This is a genomic window from Pseudoalteromonas sp. 2CM39R (assembly GCF_023161845.1).
Map to the genome: position 1 here is coordinate 58,370 of NZ_JALNTM010000015.1, position 22,226 is coordinate 80,595.

A 22,226-nucleotide genomic window follows, 5' to 3' on the forward strand; every position below is an offset into this window, starting at 1 on the left:
TACTTCCTAATCTATGAGTGCTTAATCTGCAGCGTGAGTGTCGCTTATTTCTTGTAAGTGCTCACTACACTGCTGACAATTAGCTATTATTTTATTTAATGCCTCTAGTGCTTTTTGTTTTGGCATATCATTTTCTAATACGAGCTTAACTAACTCTGCATTCATTGAAATACGGTTCAGCGGCGCACGGGCATCGTGCACCATTTTTCGTAAAGACTCGTTATTATTCATAGCTATCCTTTTATTTGTATTCGCCAATGCCTCCATAAGCATTTAAACGGTTATAAAGTGTTTTCGTACTGATCCCCAGCATTTGTGCTGCAATCGTCTTGTTACCTTGTACTTTATCTAAAGTAGCGTGGATCAATTCTTTTTCAACTTCTTCAATGGTTTGCCCTGCAACAACTTGGTTTGCTTGGCTCTCTTTATTCACTTTAGAAAATGGCGACTCTAGCGATTCAGGTAAAGTAATAGCTGTGCCTTTAGGGTCACTCATAATAAAGGCGCGGTGAATAGCGTGACGAAGTTCACGTACGTTACCTGGCCAATCATGGGCTTCAAGCTCTTTGATTTGTGCTGCTTGCCATTTAAAGTCAGTGCCGTTTTCTTCATTGAGTTGCTCTAAAAAGGCATTTGCAAGCAGTGGAATATCTTCTTTTCGCTCACGAAGTGGTGGAATATCAATGGGGAATACCGCTAAACGAAAGTAAATGTCTTCACGGATAACATTGTTTTGCGCAAGGTCTGTCAAGGTGCGGTTGGTTGCAGAAATAACACGGCAATTTACTGCTTGCTCTTTTGTGCCACCCACTCGGGTTACTTTTTTGCTTTCAAGTACACGTAGTAAGTTTGGCTGCATATCAATTGGCATTTCGGTCACTTCATCTAAAAACAAAGTACCACCAGCAGCTTGCTCAAACACACCCTCTTTGCGCGCAATAGCCCCTGTAAACGCGCCCTTTTCATGACCAAAAAGCTCGCTACCAATCAGCTCTTTTGAAAATGCACCACAGTTGGTTGCCACTAACGGACCATCACACTCAGTCGCATTATGAATCGCTTGCGCCACCACTTCTTTACCTGCACCACTTTCACCCATCAACATTACATTGGCAGAAGTGGCTGCGACACGCTCAATCATAGTGTAAAGCTTTTGCATCACCTCAGATTCACCTATGAGAGTGCCAAAGTGGCGCTTTATTGTTGGCGTTGATTTTTTCTTAGGGGCTGCTTTTTTCGGGTTGAGTACACGCTCAATGTCTTCGCGTTGTAGTGGCTTAACAAGGTGACCTACATTAGGCTCACACATTTCTGCCAGCTTACCTTTTACTGAAGGATGCCCTGAAATTAACGTTACACGAGGCGATTGACCGATTGCTTTTAAATGCTCTAGTAAATGCAGGCCGCTGCCATCTGGCAGCATGAAATCTAAAAAGACATGATCAAACGTGTTGTTTTCAAACCATTGCTCCGCTTCTGCCAAGTTTGCTGCGGTATTTATATTATGCCCTAGGAACTCAACTATATGACAAACTACATCGCTAAATTCACTGTCATCATCGACTAAAAGTACGTTCAACATATTCATTTCCTAAGCTTTTTCTACCATTCTACGCAAAGTTTTTTCGAAAATAAAACTAAACGTTAGATACCTAAATAGTTCTTAATTCCAATTATATTACCTTATTAGTTTCAATTTGGGGTAAGTAAAATGAATTAAATTTGGAAAAAAGGTTATTATGGCGCGTTCAATATTAAGCTAAGCTGTACTTGCATTAATTTAGAGTTGTAATCCTATGAAGTTATTAAGAAAAGTAATTCACCCAAGTTTAAGTGATGACTATGGTACGGTGTTCATTCGTCATACTGCCCGCGCCATTGTTTTAAAAGGTGAACAAATACTACTTTTATATACCGCCCGTTATGATGACTATAGCCTACCTGGCGGTGGCGTTGATGAAGGCGAAAGCATTGAGCAAGGACTCCTGCGAGAGTTACATGAAGAAACGGGTGCACTACAAATTCAAATAAAGCAGCCATTAGGATTATACGAAGAAATCAGGCCTTGGTATAAAGACGACTTTGATTGTGTTCATATCAAGTCCTATTGCTACTATTGTGAAATCAGCGATGAATTTGCAGACCCTAAAATGGAGCATTACGAAGTGCAAAATGGCATGCACCCTAAGTGGGTGAATATATTTGATGCCATCGCACATAACGAAACCACCATGGCAATGAGTGAAAAACAGGGCCTATCGATTCAGCGCGAAACCTTCTTATTAAAGCTCATTGCTGACACTCTTTAAGTTACTTTACATTACTTTACGCAACCATCAGATATTGTGGCAGTCTATATTTATAGTTAAAACCAATTATGAGAGTAAACCATGAGTAAAGTAGCCCCCCTTTCAAAGCCAACCATCCTTTTACATTGGACCGTTGCCATTTTGTTTATCGGCGTATTCGCGATGGGCATTTATGTTGCTGATTTTGCCGATCCACCCGCTAAATTTACTTATATGGGCTGGCATAAATCAATGGGCTTAGTGGTATTAGTTTTTGCCATCGCAAGGCTTATTTGGCGTATTAAAGAAGGTGCATTACCCGCGACATCTGCAATGCCTAAATGGCAAACAGCGATTGCCCACCTTACTCATGGCCTATTATTACTTGCAACTCTAGCTATGCCGTTATCTGGTTTTATCATGAGCTATGCGGGTGGTCGTGCAATTAGCTTTTTTGAGTTTGAATTATTAAGCGCACCAGAGAAAACACCTTGGCTTGCTGATGCAGGCAGCTTTGTGCATCACAGTTCAGTGCTTATTATCGTGGTGATTTTAGCCTTACACATTGCCGCAGCACTTAAACACCAGTTTGTTGACAAAGATGGCATGCTGAGCCGCATGCTAGGTAAGTCTTAAATCAAATTTAAGCGGGCTTAGGGTGAGAATAAAAGCGCCATAAGCCCACTAAATTACTTATTAAAAAGACCGTTTCCATGAGCACTGCCAATGGTGAAAAAACCAAGATGTTATGGATTATCCAACCAATCGTGCCAACAATCATCAGTATGCGTAAGGTAAAGTCTTTGCCTTGGAATGAAGCATAAGTTTGCAGTAACGTTGCAGACAGCGCGATAAAGCTAACCCAGCTTTGCCAAGTAAATAGTACTGCGCTAATACTCAAAAGCATAAAAGCTATCATCACCCAGGTTTTGCGGGCAAAAATACAATAGCCATAACGCATTGCAGCAATCAGCATTAAGCTTGCTGCACTGAAGTTATCGAGCAGCATAAAGTGCAATGATGTCAGTAAAACCGAGCTAAGCAAACAAGCTAAAATTGCCTGCCTTTGTTTAAACTGAAATGAAGCCAAATCGAGTAATGTGGCAATGGCAACTAAGCACTGAGATAAAATAAACATAACGACTCCTGAAAAATCAGCAGTGTAATGTTCACTATTTTGCTGCGCCTTAACTTAAGTTAAGACGCCGTCTAATTCGCGATAAAGAAATCGCAGAGATCCCTAAATACATAGCAACCTCGTTTAAACTCAGTTGTTCAAGCCAATGCGGCTTTTGTTCTAGTAAATATTGGTAACGCTGCTCAGGGGTATTGAGTAATAAAAAAGCTTCTTTTGCTTCTTTAAACAATAATTGCTGACTAATTAACTGATGTTTTATTGCTTGCCAGTCACTACTATCAAATAAAGCCAAAGGCACCTTAATAAGCTCAGCATCACGTATTACTTTTAGCTGATAAAGCGCTGGGGTTTTAGTTAACCAGTTACCATAAAGCAGTGCAAATTCATCTTGAAAGTAAAACTCTTTACACTTTTGTGCACCCTGCGAGGATGCATGAAATGCCCCAAGCACCCCAGATATAATTAAGTAACCTGCATCTTGTTCGTCGCCTTGCTGCAATAAAGCATCACCTTTAGCGTACCGCTTTATAGCGCATTGCCCTGCAAGTTTGTTACGAAATTCACCGGCTAGCTGATGATAACTATCACCTAGTGGAAGTAACTGGGTATCAGTCAAGACTGCCAACCTTGCATTAGTAATTCAGTAATTTGCTGGGCGTTAATCCCTTCTCGAACCACAAAGCGCTCACCACACCAAAGCGGAGAAAAACCACTGTCGCCTTTAGCCTCTGCTTTTGACCGTAGTGCCGTCATCGCAATCGATGCATATGGAAAGGGCGGCGCTTGCTCTGGCATCGCCCCTAACTCTTGCATCACTCTGTTGCGTATTCCTCGTGCTGGGCGACCAGAGAATAAGGTTGTCAATTCTGTTGAGTCTGGCTTAGCCGTTTTTAATACTTCACGATGTAAAGCACTTGTTGTCGCTTCTTCGCAAAGTAAGTAAGCGCTCCCCACCTGCACTGCTGCTACACCTAATGCTTGGTACTGAGCTACATCTTCAGCTGAGCAAATTCCACCTGCTGCAATAACCGGTATTTCAAGCTCTACACATTCTTGCACTAATTGCGCTGTGGTTGGTTGCAGCGATAAATCCATCGATAAGAAATGACCGCGGTGACCACCAGCTTCAATCCCTTGTGCAATAACCGCATCGGCACCATTTGCTTGTAACCAGCGCGCTTCATCTAACGTTGTGGCTGATGAAAGAACAGCCCCGCCCCACCCTTTAATCTGAGAAACAATCTCTTTACTGGGCAGACCAAAATGAAAACTCACAACGGCAGGCTTATAAGGCGCGATAATATCGATCACTTGCTGATTAATTGGCTGGCGCGAAGCGTTGCGGGTAAATTGTGAGGCATCGACAGCAAACTCATCAAAATAAGGCTCAAGTACATTATGCCATGCAGTTTGCTGAGCCAATGTATAGTCAGGTGTTTGATGACAAAAGAAATTAAGGTTATACGGCTTATCAGTATGCTGGCTAATGTAATCAAGCTCTGAGACAAGCTGCTCAGCCGAAAGCATAGCGCAAGGTAACGAGCCAAGCCCCCCAGCTTCACACACAGCCACTGTCAGTTTGGCGTTTTGCACACCCGCCATTGGCGCTTGAATAATCGCAAGCTCGGTATTTAACACAGAATTTGTCATTACGTATTCCTTGTAAGTTTTGCAGCCTGTTGCAGTTTTTACAGAAAAAAAAGTGTCTAGCCAAGTTCAAATTAAATAAAATACAATTAAATCAGATAGCTAGAGCAGCGAAAAAATAGGTATTAGCCTTGCAAACCTTTTCCTACAATTTTGTAAGGAGATAATGATGACTGATACTGTTACTACAATCAATCCAGCCAATGAGCAAACCATAAATACGTATAATTTATTGTCATTGCAACAAGCACAGAGTGAAGTTGACCAATGTCATCAAGCTTTTTTAAAGTGGCGCACAACATCCCATGAAAAGCGCGCTAAATTACTCAATCAACTTGCACAAGTGATTGAGTCTAATCAACAAGAATTAGCCCAATTGATGACCGATGAAATGGGCAAGTTATATCAACAAGGCCTACAAGAAGTAGAGCTTTGCGCTGCAATTTGTCGCTATACCGCAGAGCAAGGGCCACAAGTGCTTGCTGATGAAAGCCGTGATATGCAAGACGGCCGTGCAATTATTAGCTACCAACCAATCGGTGTCGTTTTAGGTATCCAACCTTGGAACTTCCCGCTTTATCAAGTTATTCGCTACGCTTGCGCGAATATCATGGCGGGTAATACCACGGTGCTAAAACATGCTGGCAATGTATTTGGCATGGCTGAAAAAATTGAGCAATTATTTACTCAAGCTGGCTTTGATGACTATTGCTTTAAAAACCTACTGATTGACGGCAAAACCGCAAGCAAACTGATTGAGCACTCAGCTATTCGAGGTGTGACATTTACTGGTAGCGACGAAACAGGCAAAAAAGTTGCTGAGCTTGCAGGTAAACAGGTTAAGAAAACCGTACTTGAGCTTGGCAGTAACGATGCCTATGTTGTACTTGATGATGCTGACTTAAATACCGCGATTACCGCATGTACACAAGGGCGCTTGATCAATAACGGGCAAACCTGTGTTGCCGCAAAACGCTTTATTGTTGTTGATGCTTTATACGATGATTTTAAAGCCTTAATTAAAGAGCAATTTGAACAAGTTGTTCTTGGTGATCCTAATGATGAAAAAACCACGCTCGGTCCAATGGCCCGTAAAGATTTACGCGATAAACTTCATCAGCAAGTGACTGATTCAGTAAATGCAGGTGCGAGCATTGTTACCGGCGGTAAAGTTGCTGAGCACACAGGCTTTTATTACACCCCGACTCTGCTCGAAAACATTAAACCGGGCATGCCCGCCTATGATGATGAATTATTTGGCCCTGTAGCATCGCTTATTAGGGCAAAAGATAATGATGAGGCTATGCAAATTGCTAATGACTCTCGCTATGGTCTTGGTGGCGGTATTTTCTCAAAAGACGAACAAGCAGCCATTGAGCTTGCAAAGCACCATTTTGATACCGGCATGGTTAATATTAATGGCTATGGTCTTGCGCAACCGAACTTACCATTTGGTGGTGTAAAAGACAGTGGCTATGGCCGTGAACACGGCGGCTTTGGGCTACGTGAATTTGTTAATATCAAAACCATTATGATCAACGACTAACCACAAAAAAGGGCTCGTTAGAGCCCTTTTTAATACTAAAACGAATCACTTTTCATACCAATACGCTTAATTAAGTAGTCTATTTTGAGGCAATAAAACCTCGTTGATAACAAGGCAAAAATTTCGTTATTTAGTTGTGCTCGGCAATTGCTCCTGCATTGCTCTACCTTCTGCATCCATGCAGTCGTAAATGAGAAATTTTTAACGCAGTTAGCGACAGGTTTAATCCCTCAAAATGATTAAGTATTATTGCGGGTTGGTATTAAACATTGGCACTTGCTGCTTAGACGCTGCAGGCATTTTTAACTCATCCACTGCTTTTTCTTTATCAATCTGCTCTTGGTGTTTTTGATTGTCAGAATCGGGCTTATAAACAAGTTCAGTAAGCAGTGCAAAGTGATCAGAACCATATTTTGCCAAACGCTCAATGCGCTTAACACTAAACTCATTACTATGAAAAAGATGATCAAGCGGCCAACGCATAAAGAAATAACTGGCATGAAACGTATTAAAAAAGCCTCTCCCTTTACGTGGGTCTAACAAACCACTGATACGCATAAACAAGCGGGTACTACGCGACCATGCAACATCATTTAGATCACCGGCAACGATACAAGGTCGCTGTCTGTTTTTAAGTGCTTTCGCTAAGATGATCAACTCAGTATCACGGGGTCGTGAACTGTCTTCTTCTGTTGGACTCGGAGGAGCAGGATGAATAAAGTGTCCTTGTACTTCTACACCATCTGCATCTTCAAACAAAATATGGATTGAGGGGATATCGCTTTCTATAAGCTCACAAACTTGCTGTTGTTTGATTTTAAACTTGCTGTACAAGTGCATGCCATAGCGATTATCTTTTGGGCAGTACACTCGATATGGGTACTCTTGTTCTAAACTGCTCAGTTTATTTTGCCAAGTTTGATCAGACTCTAACGTAATGAGGAAATCAGGTTGATGCGTTTTAACTAAACCAACGAGTTTGTCATATTCAGTGTTCGACATCAGTACATTTGCCGACATAATGCGAATACTGTGCTTATCGGATTTACTACTTGAGGCAACTTCTTTGTTAGCAAGCCTTGTGTAGGGATAAATCCAGCCAATTTGTAATATCAGCACTAGAACACTAGCCACTGCACAACCAATAAAAAACAGTGAGTGGGTGCTACTAATTAAATAACTTGCTGCTATTAGGCTAGCAAAGGCAAGGTAAACCACTTGCAAGCGCACAAAATCACAACTGCGAATCAAATAGTGTTGAGAGTATGAAAATGGCAATAAGGTAACTATCAATAAAGTTAATACAACCATCCCTAAAGTAATTATCATTAACTTCCCTCGTTATGTTTTTATTATCTTACAAGTCTAGCATTTACGTCTGAACAATATATTAAAATTAATAAAAAAGCCGCTAAGCGGCTTTTGACAGGATTAACGATGGCGAGTAACGATTGATAAAATCTCTCGCGTATCGTGTACTAGATGAATAAGGCGGTCATCGATTTCGATGGCAATTATGCCATTTCGGTCGCGACGTTTAATCACTCGCCCATGACGATATATATCACGGTCAAGAATATCACCATGGTGATAACGCTTATACCAACCTGGTGGTAAGCCACCACCATGCCCTACTTTTTTGTATAAACCGGGTGGTAAATCACGGTAGCTGTAACGGTCGTATCTATCGTAACGATCATTTCTGTCATGATGGTGATGTTTGTGGTGTTTTTTATGCTTCTTATGCTTTTTACGTTCGTGCTTATGTTCGTATCTATCATGGTCACGATCATGTTTCGCGTTTGCTTCCATAGGTATCAAACTCAAACCTAAAACGGCAACTGAGATAGTAAGTAATTTATTCATAATAGAGACCCTCAACGTTTGCTCTTGATAAAAAGCCTAACGTTTTAGCCTGAATCATAGATGAAGGGTTACAATTTAAAAACGCAACTGTTTACATATCAACACATTAGAAAGCTAACCTTTACATTTCTTTAAACTTCTTTGGCACTATTTACGAAAAATCGAGTCTGAGTTACAGTTCCGTTTGGGGCGTCTGTCGTTATATTTGCAACATAAACAAACGCTTCCTCACTACATAATAAGGATAATTTATGAATCTACTAAAATGGTGTTTGGTCATTAGCATTACTGCACTAACGGGCTGTAGTGCCATGATGAGCCAATATGGCAATCAAAAAACGCAATCAAGTTCATTGGTTGAGTACCTTTACCCAGACCAGCAAGACAGAGCAGCCCATCAAGCAACGATCCCAACTTTGAACTTACCTGCCACTGTAGGGGTTGCCTTTATTCCTAACAAGTACAATGATGGCTTACACCACGGTGACGAAGTGGCACTGCTGAACAAAGTTAAAAAGCAGTTTATGCAATATGACTACATTGACCGCATTGAAGTGATCCCAAGCACTTATTTAAAAGGCGGCGAAGGGTTTACCACATTAGAGCAAGTATCTCGATTATATGATGTGGATATTATGGCGCTAGTTTCTTACGACCAAGTGTCGCAAAGCTTAGAAAATAACGCGGCTTTTTTATATCTAACCATAGTTGGTTTATATGTAATTCCGGGTAATGAAAACTCAGTACAAACCTTTGTAGATACCGCCGTATTTGATGTAAAAAGCAGAAAAATGCTGTTTCGCGCTCCAGGTATACATAAAGCAGAGCAACGCAGTACAGCGATTGGCATCGATGAAGTCGCTAAAGAGCAATCGCTGGCAAGCTTTAATGGTGCCGTTGATGACATGATCACAAATCTAGATACTGAATTGGCGCAATTTAAAACCCGCGTTAAAGAAGAAAAAGTAGCTAATGTCACGCACAGAAATGGTACTGGCGGCGGTAGCTTATTTTGGCTGGTTGCAGTACTGGCAGGTTTTGCCGTACATCGCCGTAGCGCATAACAAACAAAGTTATTAATCGCGAAAGCTTTTACCCATCCTAAAAAGCAGTTACCCTTTGGTTTTTGTTGTACCTAACCAAAGGGTTTTCATGAAGTTGTCGATACTCTCAGTGCTTGTGAGCACCTCATTATTTAACCATCAAGCTTTCGCTAATAATGAGCTAGAACATATTACAACAACCGCCTCGCGCAGCGAAGTGTTGGCAGATCCATTGCCAGTTGTGGTCAGCAGTATTTCACAAAAGCAACTGGCGCTTATCGCTCCAACTCATATTGAACAAGCCCTTAAGCAAGTGGCAGGTGCTAACCTTCAACACGGTAACGGCCAAGAGTATTTACCCGCTCTACGTTCACCTGTACTTTCTGGTGCAGGTGCCTGCGGGGGCTTACTTACCGCTGAAGATGGTATTCCACTTCGCGCAGCTGGTTTTTGCAACATCAATGAGTTATTCGAAGCCCATACTGAAATGGCTGAACGTATCGAAGTACTGAAAGGCCCGGGCTCTGCTCTTTACGGTTCAAACGCAGTACATGGTGTAGTCAACGTGATCACGCCAGATACAACCTATGACCACAACCAACTTGGTTTTGATTACGGCTCGTTTGGCTACACTCGCTACAAACTTGGTACGGGGCGTGACTTTGGCCAGCAAGGTTTAGGCATTAATGCCACGATCACCCGAGATACGGGTTATCGTGATGACGAAAGTGTTGATCAAGAAAAGCTTTCGCTACGCCACCGTTTTGATGGTGAAAAACTAAGTGTAAATACAGGCCTGACTTACACCCATTTAGATCAACAAACGGCTGGCTACATCGAAGGCTTTGAAAGCTATAAGGATGAGCAAATAGCTCAGTCTAATTTTGATCCTGATGCATTTCGTAAAGCTCGCTCTTTGCGTGTTTGGTCAAAGCTAAATTGGACACAAGATGAGGCTAACAGCTTTTCCCTAACGCCTTATATCCGCGACCAAAATATGACCTTCTTTAAGCATTTTTTACCGGGTACTCCCCTTGAAGAAAATGCTCAGCAAGGTGTTGGCCTACAATCAAGCTGGCAGCATAAGTTAACGGGTTCAAGCCTCTTAACTGTTGGCTTTGATGGTGAGCTTACGGATGCTGATTTTTTACAATATCAAGATAGCCCAACTCAAGGCTCAGCATTTTTAGTCGCCACCGTGCCTCAAGGCAAACATTATGATTATCAAGTAACAAGCACCCTATTAGCACCGTTTGTTAACCTAGATTGGCAACTTGATGAGTTACTTATCAGCCTTGGGGGTCGATACGAGCGTATGCGTTATGATTACGACAACCACATGTTGGCAGGTCGTACAAAAGAAGATGGTACTGCATGCGCAATGGGCGGATGTCGCTATTCTAGACCAGAAAGCGGTGTAAATCGTTTTACTAACTTTTCACCTAAGCTTGGTTTAAGCTATCAATATGCTGAAAACCAGTTTATCTACGCCAATGCTTCAGAAGGCTATCGAGCACCGCAAGCGGCAGAGCTTTATCAGTTACAACGCGAACAAAATGTCGCAGATCTGAAATCTGAAACAGCTAAAAACCTAGAGCTTGGTTTAAAAGGCCAACAAGCTAAGCTGCATTATGTAGTTAGCATTTATGCAATGAACAAAAAGAACACGATTTTCCGTGACAGTGATTTTTATTACGTCAATGATGGCCAAACCCAGCATCGTGGTGTTGAGCTTGAATTAGCCTATGCCATTACGCCAAGCTTATCGATGCAGTTAGCCGCAAGCCACGCCAAGCATACATACAGTTATGACCAGTTACTCAGCGGGATAAATATCAATGGCAATCTCATTGATACTGCACCACGTAACATCGCTAACTTACAGCTACTTTGGCAAGCAAACGATATGACGCGTGTTGGCCTTGAGCTACATACCACCAGCAGCTACTTTACTGACCCTGAAAACCAGCATAGCTACGAAGGTCACTCATTAGTAAACTTAAGAGCGGCGTGGCAACTATCAGCTAATTTTACGGTGACTGCACGAATAAACAATTTAACCGACGAACGCTATGCAGAGCGCGCTGACTACACCACATTTAGTGGCGATCGCTACTTTCCGGGTAGACCGCGCAACGCCATGTTATCAGCAAGTTATCAGTTTTAAGTAACCGCATTATTTGGTGAGCTATCTCATAGTTCACCCACGCTGTTTAGTGTTTTGGTATGATAAATGTACCTATTGCTATAGCTCCTAAACAGCGTGTCATCATCTCAAAACCTAATTCGTAACCTTCTTTTAGTGCTGGGCATATTTCTTATTGCAGCCAGTTTGCGAGCACCTATCACTGGCATTGCACCGGTGCTTGAACAGATCATTGATCAATTTAAGTTAAATGCATCACAAGCAGGCATGTTGACGACTTTACCTTTAATTGCATTTGCTGTTGCTTCACCCATGGCAGCAAGCCTTGCTAAAAAATGCGGCCTTGAGGTATCACTGTTTATTGCCCTTGTATTAATAGGCATTGGGGTTGTGTCTCGTGTTATTGATTCTGCCACAGTACTATTTATTGGTACTGCAGTGATTGGTGTCGGTATCGCGATTGGCAATGTGTTGTTACCAAGCTTGATAAAACGTGACTTTCCACACAAAGTCGCTGTGATGACGTCTAGTTATGTTTTAGCGATGGGCATATTTGGAGGCAGCTATTCAGCACTCATCATTCCGCTGGCTGAGTATAAAGAACTTGGTTGGCAATTGGCGCTTGCCAGTTATGCCTTATTGGTTGTACTAGCTATTGTGGTGTGGTTACCACAACTTAAGCAACATACCATGCCAAAACAGGCACCCGTATCGAATAATACACAAAGCAAAATTTGGCACTCTGCACTTGCTTGGCAAATTACGTTATTGCTTGGCTTTAACTCATTTTTCACTTATATCATGTTAGGTTGGCTACCCAGCATTTTAATAGAAGGCGGCCATAGTGCGCAGCACGCGGGTGCTTTGCAAGGCGCCTTTCAAGTAGCCTCAGCGCTACCAGGTATTGTGCTTATTCCACTACTTGCCAAATTAAAAGATCAACGCATCTTAACCCTAAGCTTGGCATTACTTGGCGCGCTTTGTTCTGTTGGATTATTAGTTGCGCCTAGCTTTGCGATGCTTTGGTCAGTCACCTTAGGTTTTTGCTCAGGTGCCTGTTTTATATTGGGCTTATCATTTGTAAGCCTGCGCACTCATGACTCAATGCAAGCCGCAGCGTTATCGGGTATGGCACAATGTATCGGGTATTTATTGGCTGCAACAGGCCCCATTATTGCGGGCGCCTTACATAGTTATTTTAATAACTGGGCAGGAGCACTTTGGCTGTGTATTGCATCTAGCCTGTTGTGTGCTTTATTTGGTTACTTAAGCGGCCGAAATATCACTATCGACCAACAAGAGAAATAAAACCGCAGCTACTTAGGTGCGGTTTCAAAGGCGCTCATATTACTAAGGTTATCGAGCCAAGGTTTATGTGAGCGATACCAAATATGAGCTTTTGGAATAAGCTCATCAGCTTGCTCTACGGCGCCAATACGTAAGCCATAAATACGCTCACCTGCACCTACAGAAGTCGCATACAAGGCTGTACCACAGTTACCACAAAACCCTTGCGCACGCTGATTACCACTCTCGGCAATTTTTATATATTCTTTTGGCTCAGCACCTGTAAAAGTAACCCCATCTGGCACAGACACCACAACCGTGCGAAAAGGCGCCCCCGAGATAATTTGGCAATCAGTGCAGTGACAGTTAATCACTTTATTTTCATCAACTTCTGCGTTGTAAGTTACTTCACCACAATGACAACGACCGGTAACCTTCATATTAAACTCCTTGTTGAGATGGCTGCTCTTTTACAGGGTAATGATTAGCCTGTTTTAAGCTTTGGAAATCATTAAAACGTACCCCATGCTGGGCCATAATAGGACGTATTTTTTTGCTGATCAATTGTCTAATATAAAAGGGCTGGTTCGGCACAAAATGATGGATTGTATGGGTGCGGCCAAAATCAAAACAAAATAACTGAAATGGTAAAAACCAGCGGCTGGTGATCACATGCGTTTGCTCAAGCAAGTTATTTACACCGCCATAATAATGCATTGAAGATGTCACTAAGTTAAGAGAACTAGAACGAATGATATTAGGCACGATAAGTACCACCATTAAAAACTCTGCCATCGTCAATAACTCAGCTCCCCACGGCGGCAATGTAAATGGCTGAACAAACTGCACAGCGTAATAAGCAATTACCCCATAAAGAATCGCAAAATACGCGGTTGCAATCGGAAAGCCCGCATTAAACACACGTAAAAACTTAAAACCGCTAATTTCTTTACTAAATCGCTTGGTATTAACTAGTAAACCTAGCAAGCCATCAGTGATGACCAAGGCTCTCAAAAATGGCGATTTAATGCCATTGCCCACCAAACGCTCTTCTAAATCTTGTGAGGTGCCGGATACTTTATGGTGATGTAAATGAATCTTTCTGCGATACCAAGGATTAACCGTATTTGGCCGCATAAGCCACACTGTTAACATCATAAAGTTATGTATAAAAGGACGATCACTAAAATACTGCTTATGGATAAGGTCATGCTCAAGCTCATGCGATATCGAGGTAATAAAGGCAGCCAGAATGATGCAAAGCCACGAGGGAACAATCGCTAAGTAATAAAGAGTCGCAACGCCAATCAGTGAAAACAACGACACGAGTAGGATAACCATCGCAATGGCGTTTTGCTGGTTAAGAATAGGGTAATGTGCTCTAAGCGACTGCTCTTCGGCCTTAATGGCTGTAACAATCGCCTTTATGTTTTGCTTTGCGGTTAATTCTGACATCACAAGGGTTGCTAACTGATTGATGTCAAAATCATACCGTAATTAACTACTGCTCTCGAGAGAATTGCGTTAAAAATGGCACTACATCATTTGCAGGCAATGGCTTAGAAAAGTAATATCCTTGGATATAATCACAACCTGCTTCGGTTAGTACAGCCAATTGCTCGCGCTCTTCAACCCCTTCTGCAACGACTTTAATACCCAATACACGACTCATTTGAATAATCGATTTCACCAACGCTTCGTCGCCTAAATCAACATGTACTTCATCAATAAATGACTTATCAAGTTTAAGTACATCGACCGGAAAACGGCGCAAGTAGCTAAGAGATGAATAACCCGTACCAAAATCATCTAGCGAAATTAAACACCCAGCTTGCTTCAACTGCTTTAACACATCGAGATGGTTCGTATTTTCTGGCGCTAAAACACTTTCGGTTAATTCAAATGAAATTTGTGATGGCTTAACCCCTTGTCCTTTAATAATCTCAAGCCATGCATTACGTTCAGGATTAAACTCAGTAAATTCAAATAAAGAACGGTTTACGTTAAAAACAAAGTTTTCATAACCTTGTGCTTCTAACGCTTTTATTTGCTGACAGGTTTTAATCAACACAAGCTCACCGAGAGGAATAATCACCCGCGACTCTTCTGCAAGCGGAATAAACTCGGCTGGTGATACCCATTGCCCTTGGTTGTTCCATCGCACTAAACTTTCGAATTTAGCGACCGTGTTATTTTCAATATCAATAATAGGTTGAAAATACACATCAATTTCGTTGCTCTTCACGGCTTGTGTAAGCTGCTCAACCAACTGGTTATGTTTTTTGACCTTGTTATCCATTTCTTTACAGAAAAACAGGTACTCATCGCCTGTTTGTTTTGCATTCAAGGTAGCAAGCTCTGCTTGGCGTATTAAGCGGCGAGCTATTTTTTCAATTTTTTCTTGTGAACTAACAGCGCTAGTTTGCTCAAATCGACTAATGCCCAGCGTAACTGACACCTGCTGACTAATGCCGCCAATAGAAACGGGCTCAACAAGTAACGCGGTAATTTGTTTACAAACATGTTCAAGTTCACTGACATGCTGATAAGTTTGTAAAATGGCAAAACTATCACCATCGATACGCGAAAAAGCAGACTCTTTAAAACTGCTATTTAGTCGCTCTGAAAGCTCACATAAAACCTTATCGCCAAAGGTTAAGCCGTAAACTGTGTTGATATCTTGAAACTTATCAACATCAAAGTAGATCACGGCTAAGTTAGTATTCTCATCATCTTGATACGACAAAGATGATAGCAATTGGCATAAGTACTCTTTAAAGTAAAAACGATTGGTTAAACCCGTGAGTTGATCGTGGTTTGCATGAAAATAGATTTTCTGCTCAGCTTCTTTTTTCTCGGTGATATCCAAAATAAACGCCACATAGCAATCTTCATCATTATTTTGCATTTTGGTTATCGATAAAAATTGCGTATACAACTTACCTTGTTTGGTTTTATTAGTGATTTCACCAGACCACTTACCCTCAGTATTGATTTGGTGCCACATTACTTTATAAAAATGCGGATCATACTTATTTGAGCTTAAAATCTTTGGATTTTGCCCTAAGACTTCATCCAACGAATAGCCCGTCATTTTCGTAAATGCGGTATTCGCGTAAGTAATATGCACATTGTGGTCGCAAATAAAAATTGCTTCGTGGCTTTGCTCAATCAATTGGTTTGCAAAATCTAATTTAGCAATAAAACGGTCTTTTTCGATTTCACGCTGGATAAGACCAGTAAATAACGAGAAAAAAGACTCAATTTGCATCGCATCATTAATTTCATGCTGAAATAGCGCGACAAGAATGGTATCGGTTTTACCCGATATACTTTGTAAAGGCACACCCACATAGGCTTCGATACCCATATCAACGAGCATCTGATCATCTGGGAATAACTGCTGAACATCCGAGCTGAAACTAGAGATACTGCCACAGCTGACATCGTTACAAGGCGTACAGCGGATATCGTAGCTGATGTTTTCAACAATTTCATCATGCGCACACAAAGCTATAGTCGTTGCATGCAAAGTTGACTCATCGACTTGAGCTAAAAAAACATGAGAAGCACCAAGCACTTCTGATAAAGACAGGCATATTGCATTATAAAAGTTCTCACTTTTAAGATTTGAAATACTTTCAACAATACGCTTTAAGTCGTATGTACCCACGCTAAGCTACCTTACCCGATAATGTGCACTAAGTGATTGACTTCACTTATACTTAAGACCACAAATTGTATTATAAGATGTATTCAAACACCATCGTACTCTAGTCTTAAATGATTAATTTCCAACCAAATAAACACACTTTTTCCAGGGTTATTTGTAGATTAAGCATAGTTTGAACTTGACCGCTTAGAAATAGAACAAAAGTGCTTTAATAGAGTTGAAGTTGGTACTTAGATTTGAGTTCTAGGCTCTGGGTGATAGGCTTTAGGCTCTAGACTCTAGGCTCTAGGCTCTAGGCTCTAGGCTCTAGGCTCTAGGCTCTAGGCAAAATGTACCCGTAGGAATGGCTTTAGCCATGAATTATATTTTTCAGCATTGCTGGTTCGGCATTCTTGGTTCGGCAGTAAACTACCTCCTACAACACCTTCTACAATGCTTTTACGAATTAAATTGCTAAGGGTGGTTGCAAAAACCCAATAACCGCACCGCTCGGCTAAAAACTGACTGCTGATAGCTTTTTCAGGCATAAAAAAACCCTAACCAATTGGCTAGGGTTCAAAAGTGGTACCAGTAGGCGGACTTGAACCGCCACGCCCGAAGGCAACGGATTTTGAATCCGTCATGTCTACCAATTCCATCATACTGGCTTCATTTTTCTTTAACCTTCTAAACACGAGAAGATAAAGAAAAACCACTTTAGAGCAAAAGCTTTTTTAACTGCTTTTGTCTCTATGCCAAGCATTATACAAAGAATGGGTAAGGCAGCAAGCGTTTTGTGCGGCGCCACTGATCAACCGCACAATAATTAAACAAGTTGTTAACTTTAGAGTTTTGGCATCATTCGCGAAACAATCGCCTGACAATCGATATCATGACTCAGGCAGCCGTACTGACTAAACTCTGCGCCACTTAAACGACTTTTTACAAACGCATCGGCAATAAGTGGCTCACCAAATTGTAATAGTGTTGCTGCTTGCCAAAGCAGCGCAAGCTTTTCAATTATGCGTCGAGCATGCATTTCGAGGTTTGCGGTATCTGTGAGCACCTCTTTAAGTTCATCGAGCTTTATCGCAAAATCGGGGTGCAAACTGCGCGCTTTTTCAAACTCATTTATAAGCACCTTAAGTGATTCAGGCTCACGACTAAACACGCGTAAAAGATCAAGGCATTGCACATTACCAGAGCCTTCCCAGATGGAGTTAACCGGCGCTTCTTTATAAAGCCGGCTGGTAATGTTGTCTTGTACATAACCCACGCCACCAATACATTCCATAGCCTCATAAGTGTGCTGCACTGCCCGCTTACAAATCCAATATTTACCAATTGCTGTGGCGCTGCGTATTAATGCCACTTCATTGCTATCATCTTGGTTATCAAGGGCATGGGCAATACGCATTGAAATGGCAAGTGCAGCTTCTGCCTCGATAGCTAAATCAGCGAGTACATTGAGCATGAGTGGCTGTTGATGCAAGTTTTTACCAAACACACTACGCCCAGCTGTATGCCAAGTTGCTTCTTTTACTGCTTGTAACATCAGCGAGCTTGAACCCAACATGCAGTCATAACGAGTTAAAGCGACCATTTGAATAATAGTGGCAATGCCTCGCCCAGGCTCGCCAAGTAACCAACCATGTGCATCTCTGAGTTCAATTTCAGAGCTCGCATTTGATTGATTCCCCAATTTACTTTTTAAGCGCTGAATATACATGGCATTTTTCTCGCCAGTTTCGAGCCAGCGTGGCACTAAAAAGCAAGATAATTGCTTTTCATCGGTATTAGCGAGTACTAAAAAGGCGTCGCTCATGGGCGCTGAGCAAAACCATTTGTGGCCGGTTAAAGCATATAATTGCCCTGCACCACTTTCATTGATGGCGTCTGCTTTGGTGGTGTTCGCCCGAACATCAGAGCCGCCTTGTTTTTCGGTCATCGCCATACCTATGGTGACACCTTTTTTCTCTGTCCAAGGCTTATTGTCAGAATCGTAATGATTTGCCAGTATTTTAGGTAGCCACATAGCCGCTACATTTTCTTGGCTAGCAATGGCAGGTACACTAGCAAACGTCATGGTTAATGGGCAACCTGAGCCCGGATCAGCATGATTGTGCAGCACCGCCATAACGGCTCTTACAACATGGCTACCGGCTTTCTTTTGCTGCCAAGGCAATGCGCAGTGCCCTTGCTCTATAGCATGCTGCATTAGCTGATGGTAACTTGGGTGATAATCAACTTGGTCTATGCGTTCGCCAAATCGGCTGTGAGTGGTTAATTCGGGTAAGTGTTTGTTTGCTAAGAATCCTGCTTGCAGTAATGCACCACCCACTTGCTCCCCAAACGCCGTTAAATGCGCAGTTCCCCATTGCCCAGCAAAACGATTTTGCCAATATTGAAGTACCGTGTCGGCCTCATAGGTGTTGTAGTTTTCAAGTGGTTTGGGTTGATTAAATACTTGGTGAGTTTCGCTTTGAGAAACGGCCATAATTGTGTGCTCATTTTTTATTATTTTCTCAACTATAGCAGGTCAGACCTGTTTGTCGACTTGCTAAACGGCCGTTAAGTATTTCTTGTTTGCGAAGGACTTTGCTAAACTACTGCGCAATTTAATTGGATGAGATTGTTTATGTCAGCTGAGTTTCCACGTGCCGGTTTCTGGCGCCGCTTTGCCTCTTTAATTTACGATACCTTGGTTATCATTGCCTTTGCGATGCTGACAACCGTACTGTATTTATTAGCTGTTCAAGGGCTAATTTCTTTAGACTTACTAAGTATTGGTGATGCTGAAGATGTATCTGCTTTCATTCAAAACTCGCCACTACTTTATGGCATTCGCAGTGTGTTATTGGTGATAGTGAGTGTTAGTTTCTTTAGCTATTTTTGGGCTAAGAGCGGCCAAACAATTGGTATGCGCGCATGGCGTTTGAAGGTGCAAACTCTCGATGGTCATTTAATTAGCTGGCATCAAGGTGCTATCAGAGCAATTACTGCACTATTAGGCTTAGGTAATTTAGTGGTGTTGGTCGATTTTAAAAATAAGCGTGCCTTGCAAGATTACATCGCAAAAACAGAAGTAATCACCCTCACCAAAGAAGAAAATAAACGTATTTATCGCTCACTTGATTAAGCAACACATCAAGCACAAAAAAAGCGTGGCTCAAACCACGCTTTTTTTGTGCTTTTTAAACGAGCATTACACTCGTTTATTCAATAGGTAAGTTGCAAACCCTATAAACAGTAGGCTTGGTAACACAGCACCAACCACAGCTGGAATTTGGTAAACCATCACCACAGGACCAAATATCTCATTAGTTAAGTGGAAAGTAATACCGGTTATAACACCCATGATGATACGTGCGCCCATGGTTACTGTGCGAAGCGGGCCGAATATAAACGATAAAGCAACTAACAACATAACGGCAATAGATACAGGCTGCATGATCTTACGCCATAGCGCTAACTCATAAGTGCTGGTGTCTTGCTCATTTTGCTGCAAATAACCTAAATATGACCAAAGCCCAGTAAACGACAGCGCTTCGGGCTTAACCGACACCACTCCTAATTTTTCGGCAGTCAGTTGCGAGTCGTAAAACTCTTCTTTGTGCTGCTCAGTACTGATCTGCTCTGGCGTGATCATGACTTTATTTACATCACGAAGTAACCAACCATCTTTACGGTTTATTGCCTCTTCTGCCTTGGTAATTTGAGTAAGTTGCAACGATTTATCAAAGTGATACATATGCACGCCACGTAAAGTGCCTTGCTGATCGACATCTTCAATATTAATAAAGTTGCTACCATCTTTCGCCCACACACCTTGCTTAGCATTAAATACATCACCACCATAAATCGCTTGGTTACGTATTTCTTTTGCTTTGAGCTGTGCTTCTGGGGCACCCCATTCACCTAGCGCCATCATACAAATTGCCATAAACATCGCGGTTTTCATGACTGATGCAATAATTTGCAGGCGTGACATACCCGCCGCTTGCATAACGACCAGCTCACTGTTTGAGGCCAATGCACCTAAACCTGTTAAGCCACCAATCAAGGCTGCCATTGGGAAGAAGATAACTAAATCACCCGGCATGCTGTATAAGGTGTAAATCAGCGCAGTTGCAATATCATAGCTACCACGGCCAACTGATTTTAACTGCTCAATAAACTTAATGAGGGTACTAATACCTACCAGCACCATTAAAGCAAAACCGGTGGTTTGAATTATGCTGCGACCTAAATACCAGTCGAGTGTTTTCATCATGCGCTTAACTCCCGCTTAGTCACAACTGCCTTTAACCATGCGCCGAGCGGACGACCTTTAATAATCAAGAAACCACCAATAAACAAGGCTGATAAATGGATCCACCACAAACCAATTGAAGGCGGAATTTTACCATCTTCAACAGCAAACTTAGCTGCATTCAATAAAATGAAGTACCCTAAATACAAGCTGATTGCAGGCACTAATTTAGCGAATTTACCTTGGCGCGGGTTCACCACACTCAAAGGCACTGCGAGTAAAGTTAATAATGGAATTGAAAGCGGAATAGCTAAACGCCACTGCCACTGTGCAATAGCTTCAGAGGATTTCATTTTGAATAAATCAAACGTTGGTATAGCTTCTAACTTACGACGCTGATGCTCTATTTCTTGATCTTGAATTTGCACACTGTAACCATCGAACTCTGTTAGGTTTAACGCAGCAGACTCGCCATCTGTTTCATAGCGCTTACCATCGTTAAGAACAAGTTGCTGCTCACCGTTATCTTGCTCAATCACCACACCACGCTCTGCATATACTAAACGGGCTAAGTCACCTTTTTCACGGTCTGGTAACTGCGCAACAAATACCTTGTGTAGCTCTTTACCGCTATTTTCGATGTTGTGAATGAAGACTACGGCTTTCTCATTACCCGTTTGCTGAAAACGCCCTGCACGTAATGCCGATAAGCCTGCATCAGCTTTGGCTTGCTCTTTTAATTGATATTCTTGCTCACTGGCCCATGGCGCAACATAAAGAGTAAGCGCACCAGCTAAAATAGCCATCGCAGTACTTGAGATAAGCGTGACACGAACCACATACCACTCACTAACACCACAGGCTTTGAAAACAGTCATTTCGCTGTCAGCATAAATGCGACTGTAAGCCAAAATAATCCCTAAGAAGATACTCAAAGGTAAGATAAGTGAAGCAAGTTGAGGAAGTTTTAGTGCAATCATCGAAAGCACAAGTTTAGCTGGAAGACCCCCTTCAGAGGCGTCTCCTAAAATAACAACAAACTTTTGAGACACAAAAATAGTCATCAAAGTTAAAAATACGGCGACCTGCGACTTGAAGACTTCAGTGGTCAAATAACGAAAAATTAGCAATGCTCGCCCCTGTTAAACATCGAGTTTCACTGGAATAGTAAGGAATTTTGAGTAAACTAGTTATTTTACTCACTTTATTATATGCCATCAAAGTTAAATATCATACCTAGCAAGAACATATAATCTTGCATAAATGGTGCAGATGGCGTCTATTATGTGATATTGATATTCACATTAAGATAAAGTTCAAAAACACATAAATAGAGTCATAGTTTATGTACTAAGATTAGT

The 22,226-nt window shown here is 41.8% G+C and carries 21 protein-coding genes and 1 tRNA gene; 7 read left to right on the forward strand and 15 right to left on the reverse strand.

Going from position 1 to position 22,226, the window contains the following annotated elements:
- Window positions 1-21: 21 nt before the first annotated feature.
- Together MTF66_RS27285 and MTF66_RS27290 are read right to left on the reverse strand one after the other, a co-directional pair.
- Window positions 22-231 (reverse strand): histidine kinase, encoded by a 210-nt coding sequence (locus MTF66_RS27285; RefSeq protein WP_054562695.1) that lies wholly within the window; start codon window positions 229-231, stop codon window positions 22-24.
- A gap of 10 nt (window positions 232-241) precedes the next feature.
- Window positions 242-1,582 carry a sigma-54 dependent transcriptional regulator gene (locus tag MTF66_RS27290; RefSeq protein WP_248529219.1) on the reverse strand — a complete coding sequence of 447 codons (1,341 nt, stop codon included), beginning with the start codon at window positions 1,580-1,582 and terminating at the stop codon, window positions 242-244.
- A gap of 214 nt (window positions 1,583-1,796) precedes the next feature.
- Here MTF66_RS27290 and MTF66_RS27295 point away from each other — a divergent pair, with 214 nt between their 5' ends.
- Window positions 1,797-2,309, forward strand: a complete 513-nt coding sequence (locus tag MTF66_RS27295) for an NUDIX hydrolase (RefSeq protein WP_248529221.1) — start codon at window positions 1,797-1,799, stop codon at window positions 2,307-2,309.
- 81 nt (window positions 2,310-2,390) lie between these two features.
- A complete protein-coding gene (locus tag MTF66_RS27300) occupies window positions 2,391-2,924 on the forward strand; it encodes a cytochrome b (protein WP_248529224.1) in 534 nt (177 codons plus the stop codon).
- A 7-nt stretch (window positions 2,925-2,931) separates the two neighbouring features.
- Here MTF66_RS27300 and MTF66_RS27305 read toward each other — a convergent pair whose 3' ends face one another.
- From MTF66_RS27305 to MTF66_RS27315, 3 genes are read right to left on the reverse strand one after another with little or no spacing between them, the layout of a single operon-like run.
- Window positions 2,932-3,426 (reverse strand): YgjV family protein, encoded by a 495-nt coding sequence (locus MTF66_RS27305; protein WP_248529226.1) that lies wholly within the window; start codon window positions 3,424-3,426, stop codon window positions 2,932-2,934.
- A gap of 49 nt (window positions 3,427-3,475) precedes the next feature.
- On the reverse strand, window positions 3,476-4,042 hold the full coding sequence (locus MTF66_RS27310; protein WP_248529228.1) for a Crp/Fnr family transcriptional regulator: 567 nt from the start codon (window positions 4,040-4,042) through the stop codon (window positions 3,476-3,478).
- Window positions 4,039-5,076 carry a nitronate monooxygenase family protein gene (locus MTF66_RS27315; RefSeq protein WP_248529230.1) on the reverse strand — a complete coding sequence of 346 codons (1,038 nt, stop codon included), beginning with the start codon at window positions 5,074-5,076 and terminating at the stop codon, window positions 4,039-4,041. The genes MTF66_RS27310 and MTF66_RS27315 overlap by 4 nt, the downstream gene beginning before the upstream one ends.
- A gap of 166 nt (window positions 5,077-5,242) precedes the next feature.
- Here MTF66_RS27315 and MTF66_RS27320 point away from each other — a divergent pair, with 166 nt between their 5' ends.
- On the forward strand, window positions 5,243-6,619 hold the full coding sequence (locus MTF66_RS27320; protein ID WP_248529232.1) for an NAD-dependent succinate-semialdehyde dehydrogenase: 1,377 nt from the start codon (window positions 5,243-5,245) through the stop codon (window positions 6,617-6,619).
- A 246-nt stretch (window positions 6,620-6,865) separates the two neighbouring features.
- Here MTF66_RS27320 and MTF66_RS27325 read toward each other — a convergent pair whose 3' ends face one another.
- Window positions 6,866-7,948: an endonuclease/exonuclease/phosphatase family protein gene (locus MTF66_RS27325; RefSeq protein WP_248529234.1), complete on the reverse strand. Its 1,083-nt coding sequence runs from the start codon at window positions 7,946-7,948 to the stop codon at window positions 6,866-6,868.
- A gap of 102 nt (window positions 7,949-8,050) precedes the next feature.
- On the reverse strand, window positions 8,051-8,485 hold the full coding sequence (locus tag MTF66_RS27330) for a hypothetical protein (protein ID WP_248529236.1): 435 nt from the start codon (window positions 8,483-8,485) through the stop codon (window positions 8,051-8,053).
- 251 nt (window positions 8,486-8,736) lie between these two features.
- Between MTF66_RS27330 and rhlP the strand changes: the two genes are divergently transcribed.
- From rhlP to MTF66_RS27345, 3 genes are all read left to right on the forward strand, one after another.
- Window positions 8,737-9,549, forward strand: a complete 813-nt coding sequence (gene rhlP / locus MTF66_RS27335; RefSeq protein ID WP_248529238.1) for a rhombotarget lipoprotein — start codon at window positions 8,737-8,739, stop codon at window positions 9,547-9,549.
- Window positions 9,550-9,637: 88 nt separating this feature from the next.
- Complete coding sequence (locus tag MTF66_RS27340; protein ID WP_248529240.1) at window positions 9,638-11,695, forward strand: TonB-dependent receptor; 2,058 nt, start codon at window positions 9,638-9,640, stop codon at window positions 11,693-11,695.
- A gap of 96 nt (window positions 11,696-11,791) precedes the next feature.
- Window positions 11,792-12,982, forward strand: coding sequence for an MFS transporter (locus tag MTF66_RS27345; protein WP_248529241.1), 1,191 nt, complete (start codon window positions 11,792-11,794; stop codon window positions 12,980-12,982).
- Between the two features lie 8 nt (window positions 12,983-12,990).
- Here the strand turns inward: MTF66_RS27345 and MTF66_RS27350 are convergent, their stop codons facing one another.
- The 6 genes from MTF66_RS27350 to MTF66_RS27375 form a co-directional block, all read right to left on the reverse strand.
- Window positions 12,991-13,401, reverse strand: a complete 411-nt coding sequence (locus tag MTF66_RS27350) for a GFA family protein (protein WP_248529242.1) — start codon at window positions 13,399-13,401, stop codon at window positions 12,991-12,993.
- Window position 13,402: 1 nt separating this feature from the next.
- Entirely contained in the window at window positions 13,403-14,416 is a 1,014-nt protein-coding gene (locus MTF66_RS27355; protein ID WP_248529243.1) for a fatty acid desaturase, read from the reverse strand.
- A 46-nt stretch (window positions 14,417-14,462) separates the two neighbouring features.
- Complete coding sequence (locus MTF66_RS27360) at window positions 14,463-16,634, reverse strand: GGDEF domain-containing phosphodiesterase (protein ID WP_248529244.1); 2,172 nt, start codon at window positions 16,632-16,634, stop codon at window positions 14,463-14,465.
- Window positions 16,635-16,954: 320 nt separating this feature from the next.
- A complete protein-coding gene (locus tag MTF66_RS27365; protein ID WP_248529245.1) occupies window positions 16,955-17,161 on the reverse strand; it encodes a hypothetical protein in 207 nt (68 codons plus the stop codon).
- Window positions 17,162-17,196: 35 nt separating this feature from the next.
- Window positions 17,197-17,281 (reverse strand) — tRNA-Leu (locus MTF66_RS27370).
- A gap of 176 nt (window positions 17,282-17,457) precedes the next feature.
- The gene (locus MTF66_RS27375) at window positions 17,458-19,110 is read right to left on the reverse strand and encodes an acyl-CoA dehydrogenase family protein (RefSeq protein WP_248529246.1); all 1,653 of its coding nucleotides are present in this window, start codon (window positions 19,108-19,110) and stop codon (window positions 17,458-17,460) included.
- 141 nt (window positions 19,111-19,251) lie between these two features.
- Here MTF66_RS27375 and MTF66_RS27380 point away from each other — a divergent pair, with 141 nt between their 5' ends.
- A complete protein-coding gene (locus MTF66_RS27380; RefSeq protein WP_248529247.1) occupies window positions 19,252-19,752 on the forward strand; it encodes an RDD family protein in 501 nt (166 codons plus the stop codon).
- 66 nt (window positions 19,753-19,818) lie between these two features.
- Here MTF66_RS27380 and lptG read toward each other — a convergent pair whose 3' ends face one another.
- Together lptG and lptF are read right to left on the reverse strand one after the other, a co-directional pair.
- Window positions 19,819-20,886 (reverse strand): LPS export ABC transporter permease LptG, encoded by a 1,068-nt coding sequence (gene lptG / locus MTF66_RS27385; protein ID WP_054562714.1) that lies wholly within the window; start codon window positions 20,884-20,886, stop codon window positions 19,819-19,821.
- On the reverse strand, window positions 20,883-21,995 hold the full coding sequence (gene lptF / locus MTF66_RS27390; RefSeq protein ID WP_248529248.1) for an LPS export ABC transporter permease LptF: 1,113 nt from the start codon (window positions 21,993-21,995) through the stop codon (window positions 20,883-20,885). The genes lptG and lptF overlap by 4 nt, the downstream gene beginning before the upstream one ends.
- Window positions 21,996-22,226 lie beyond the last annotated feature (231 nt).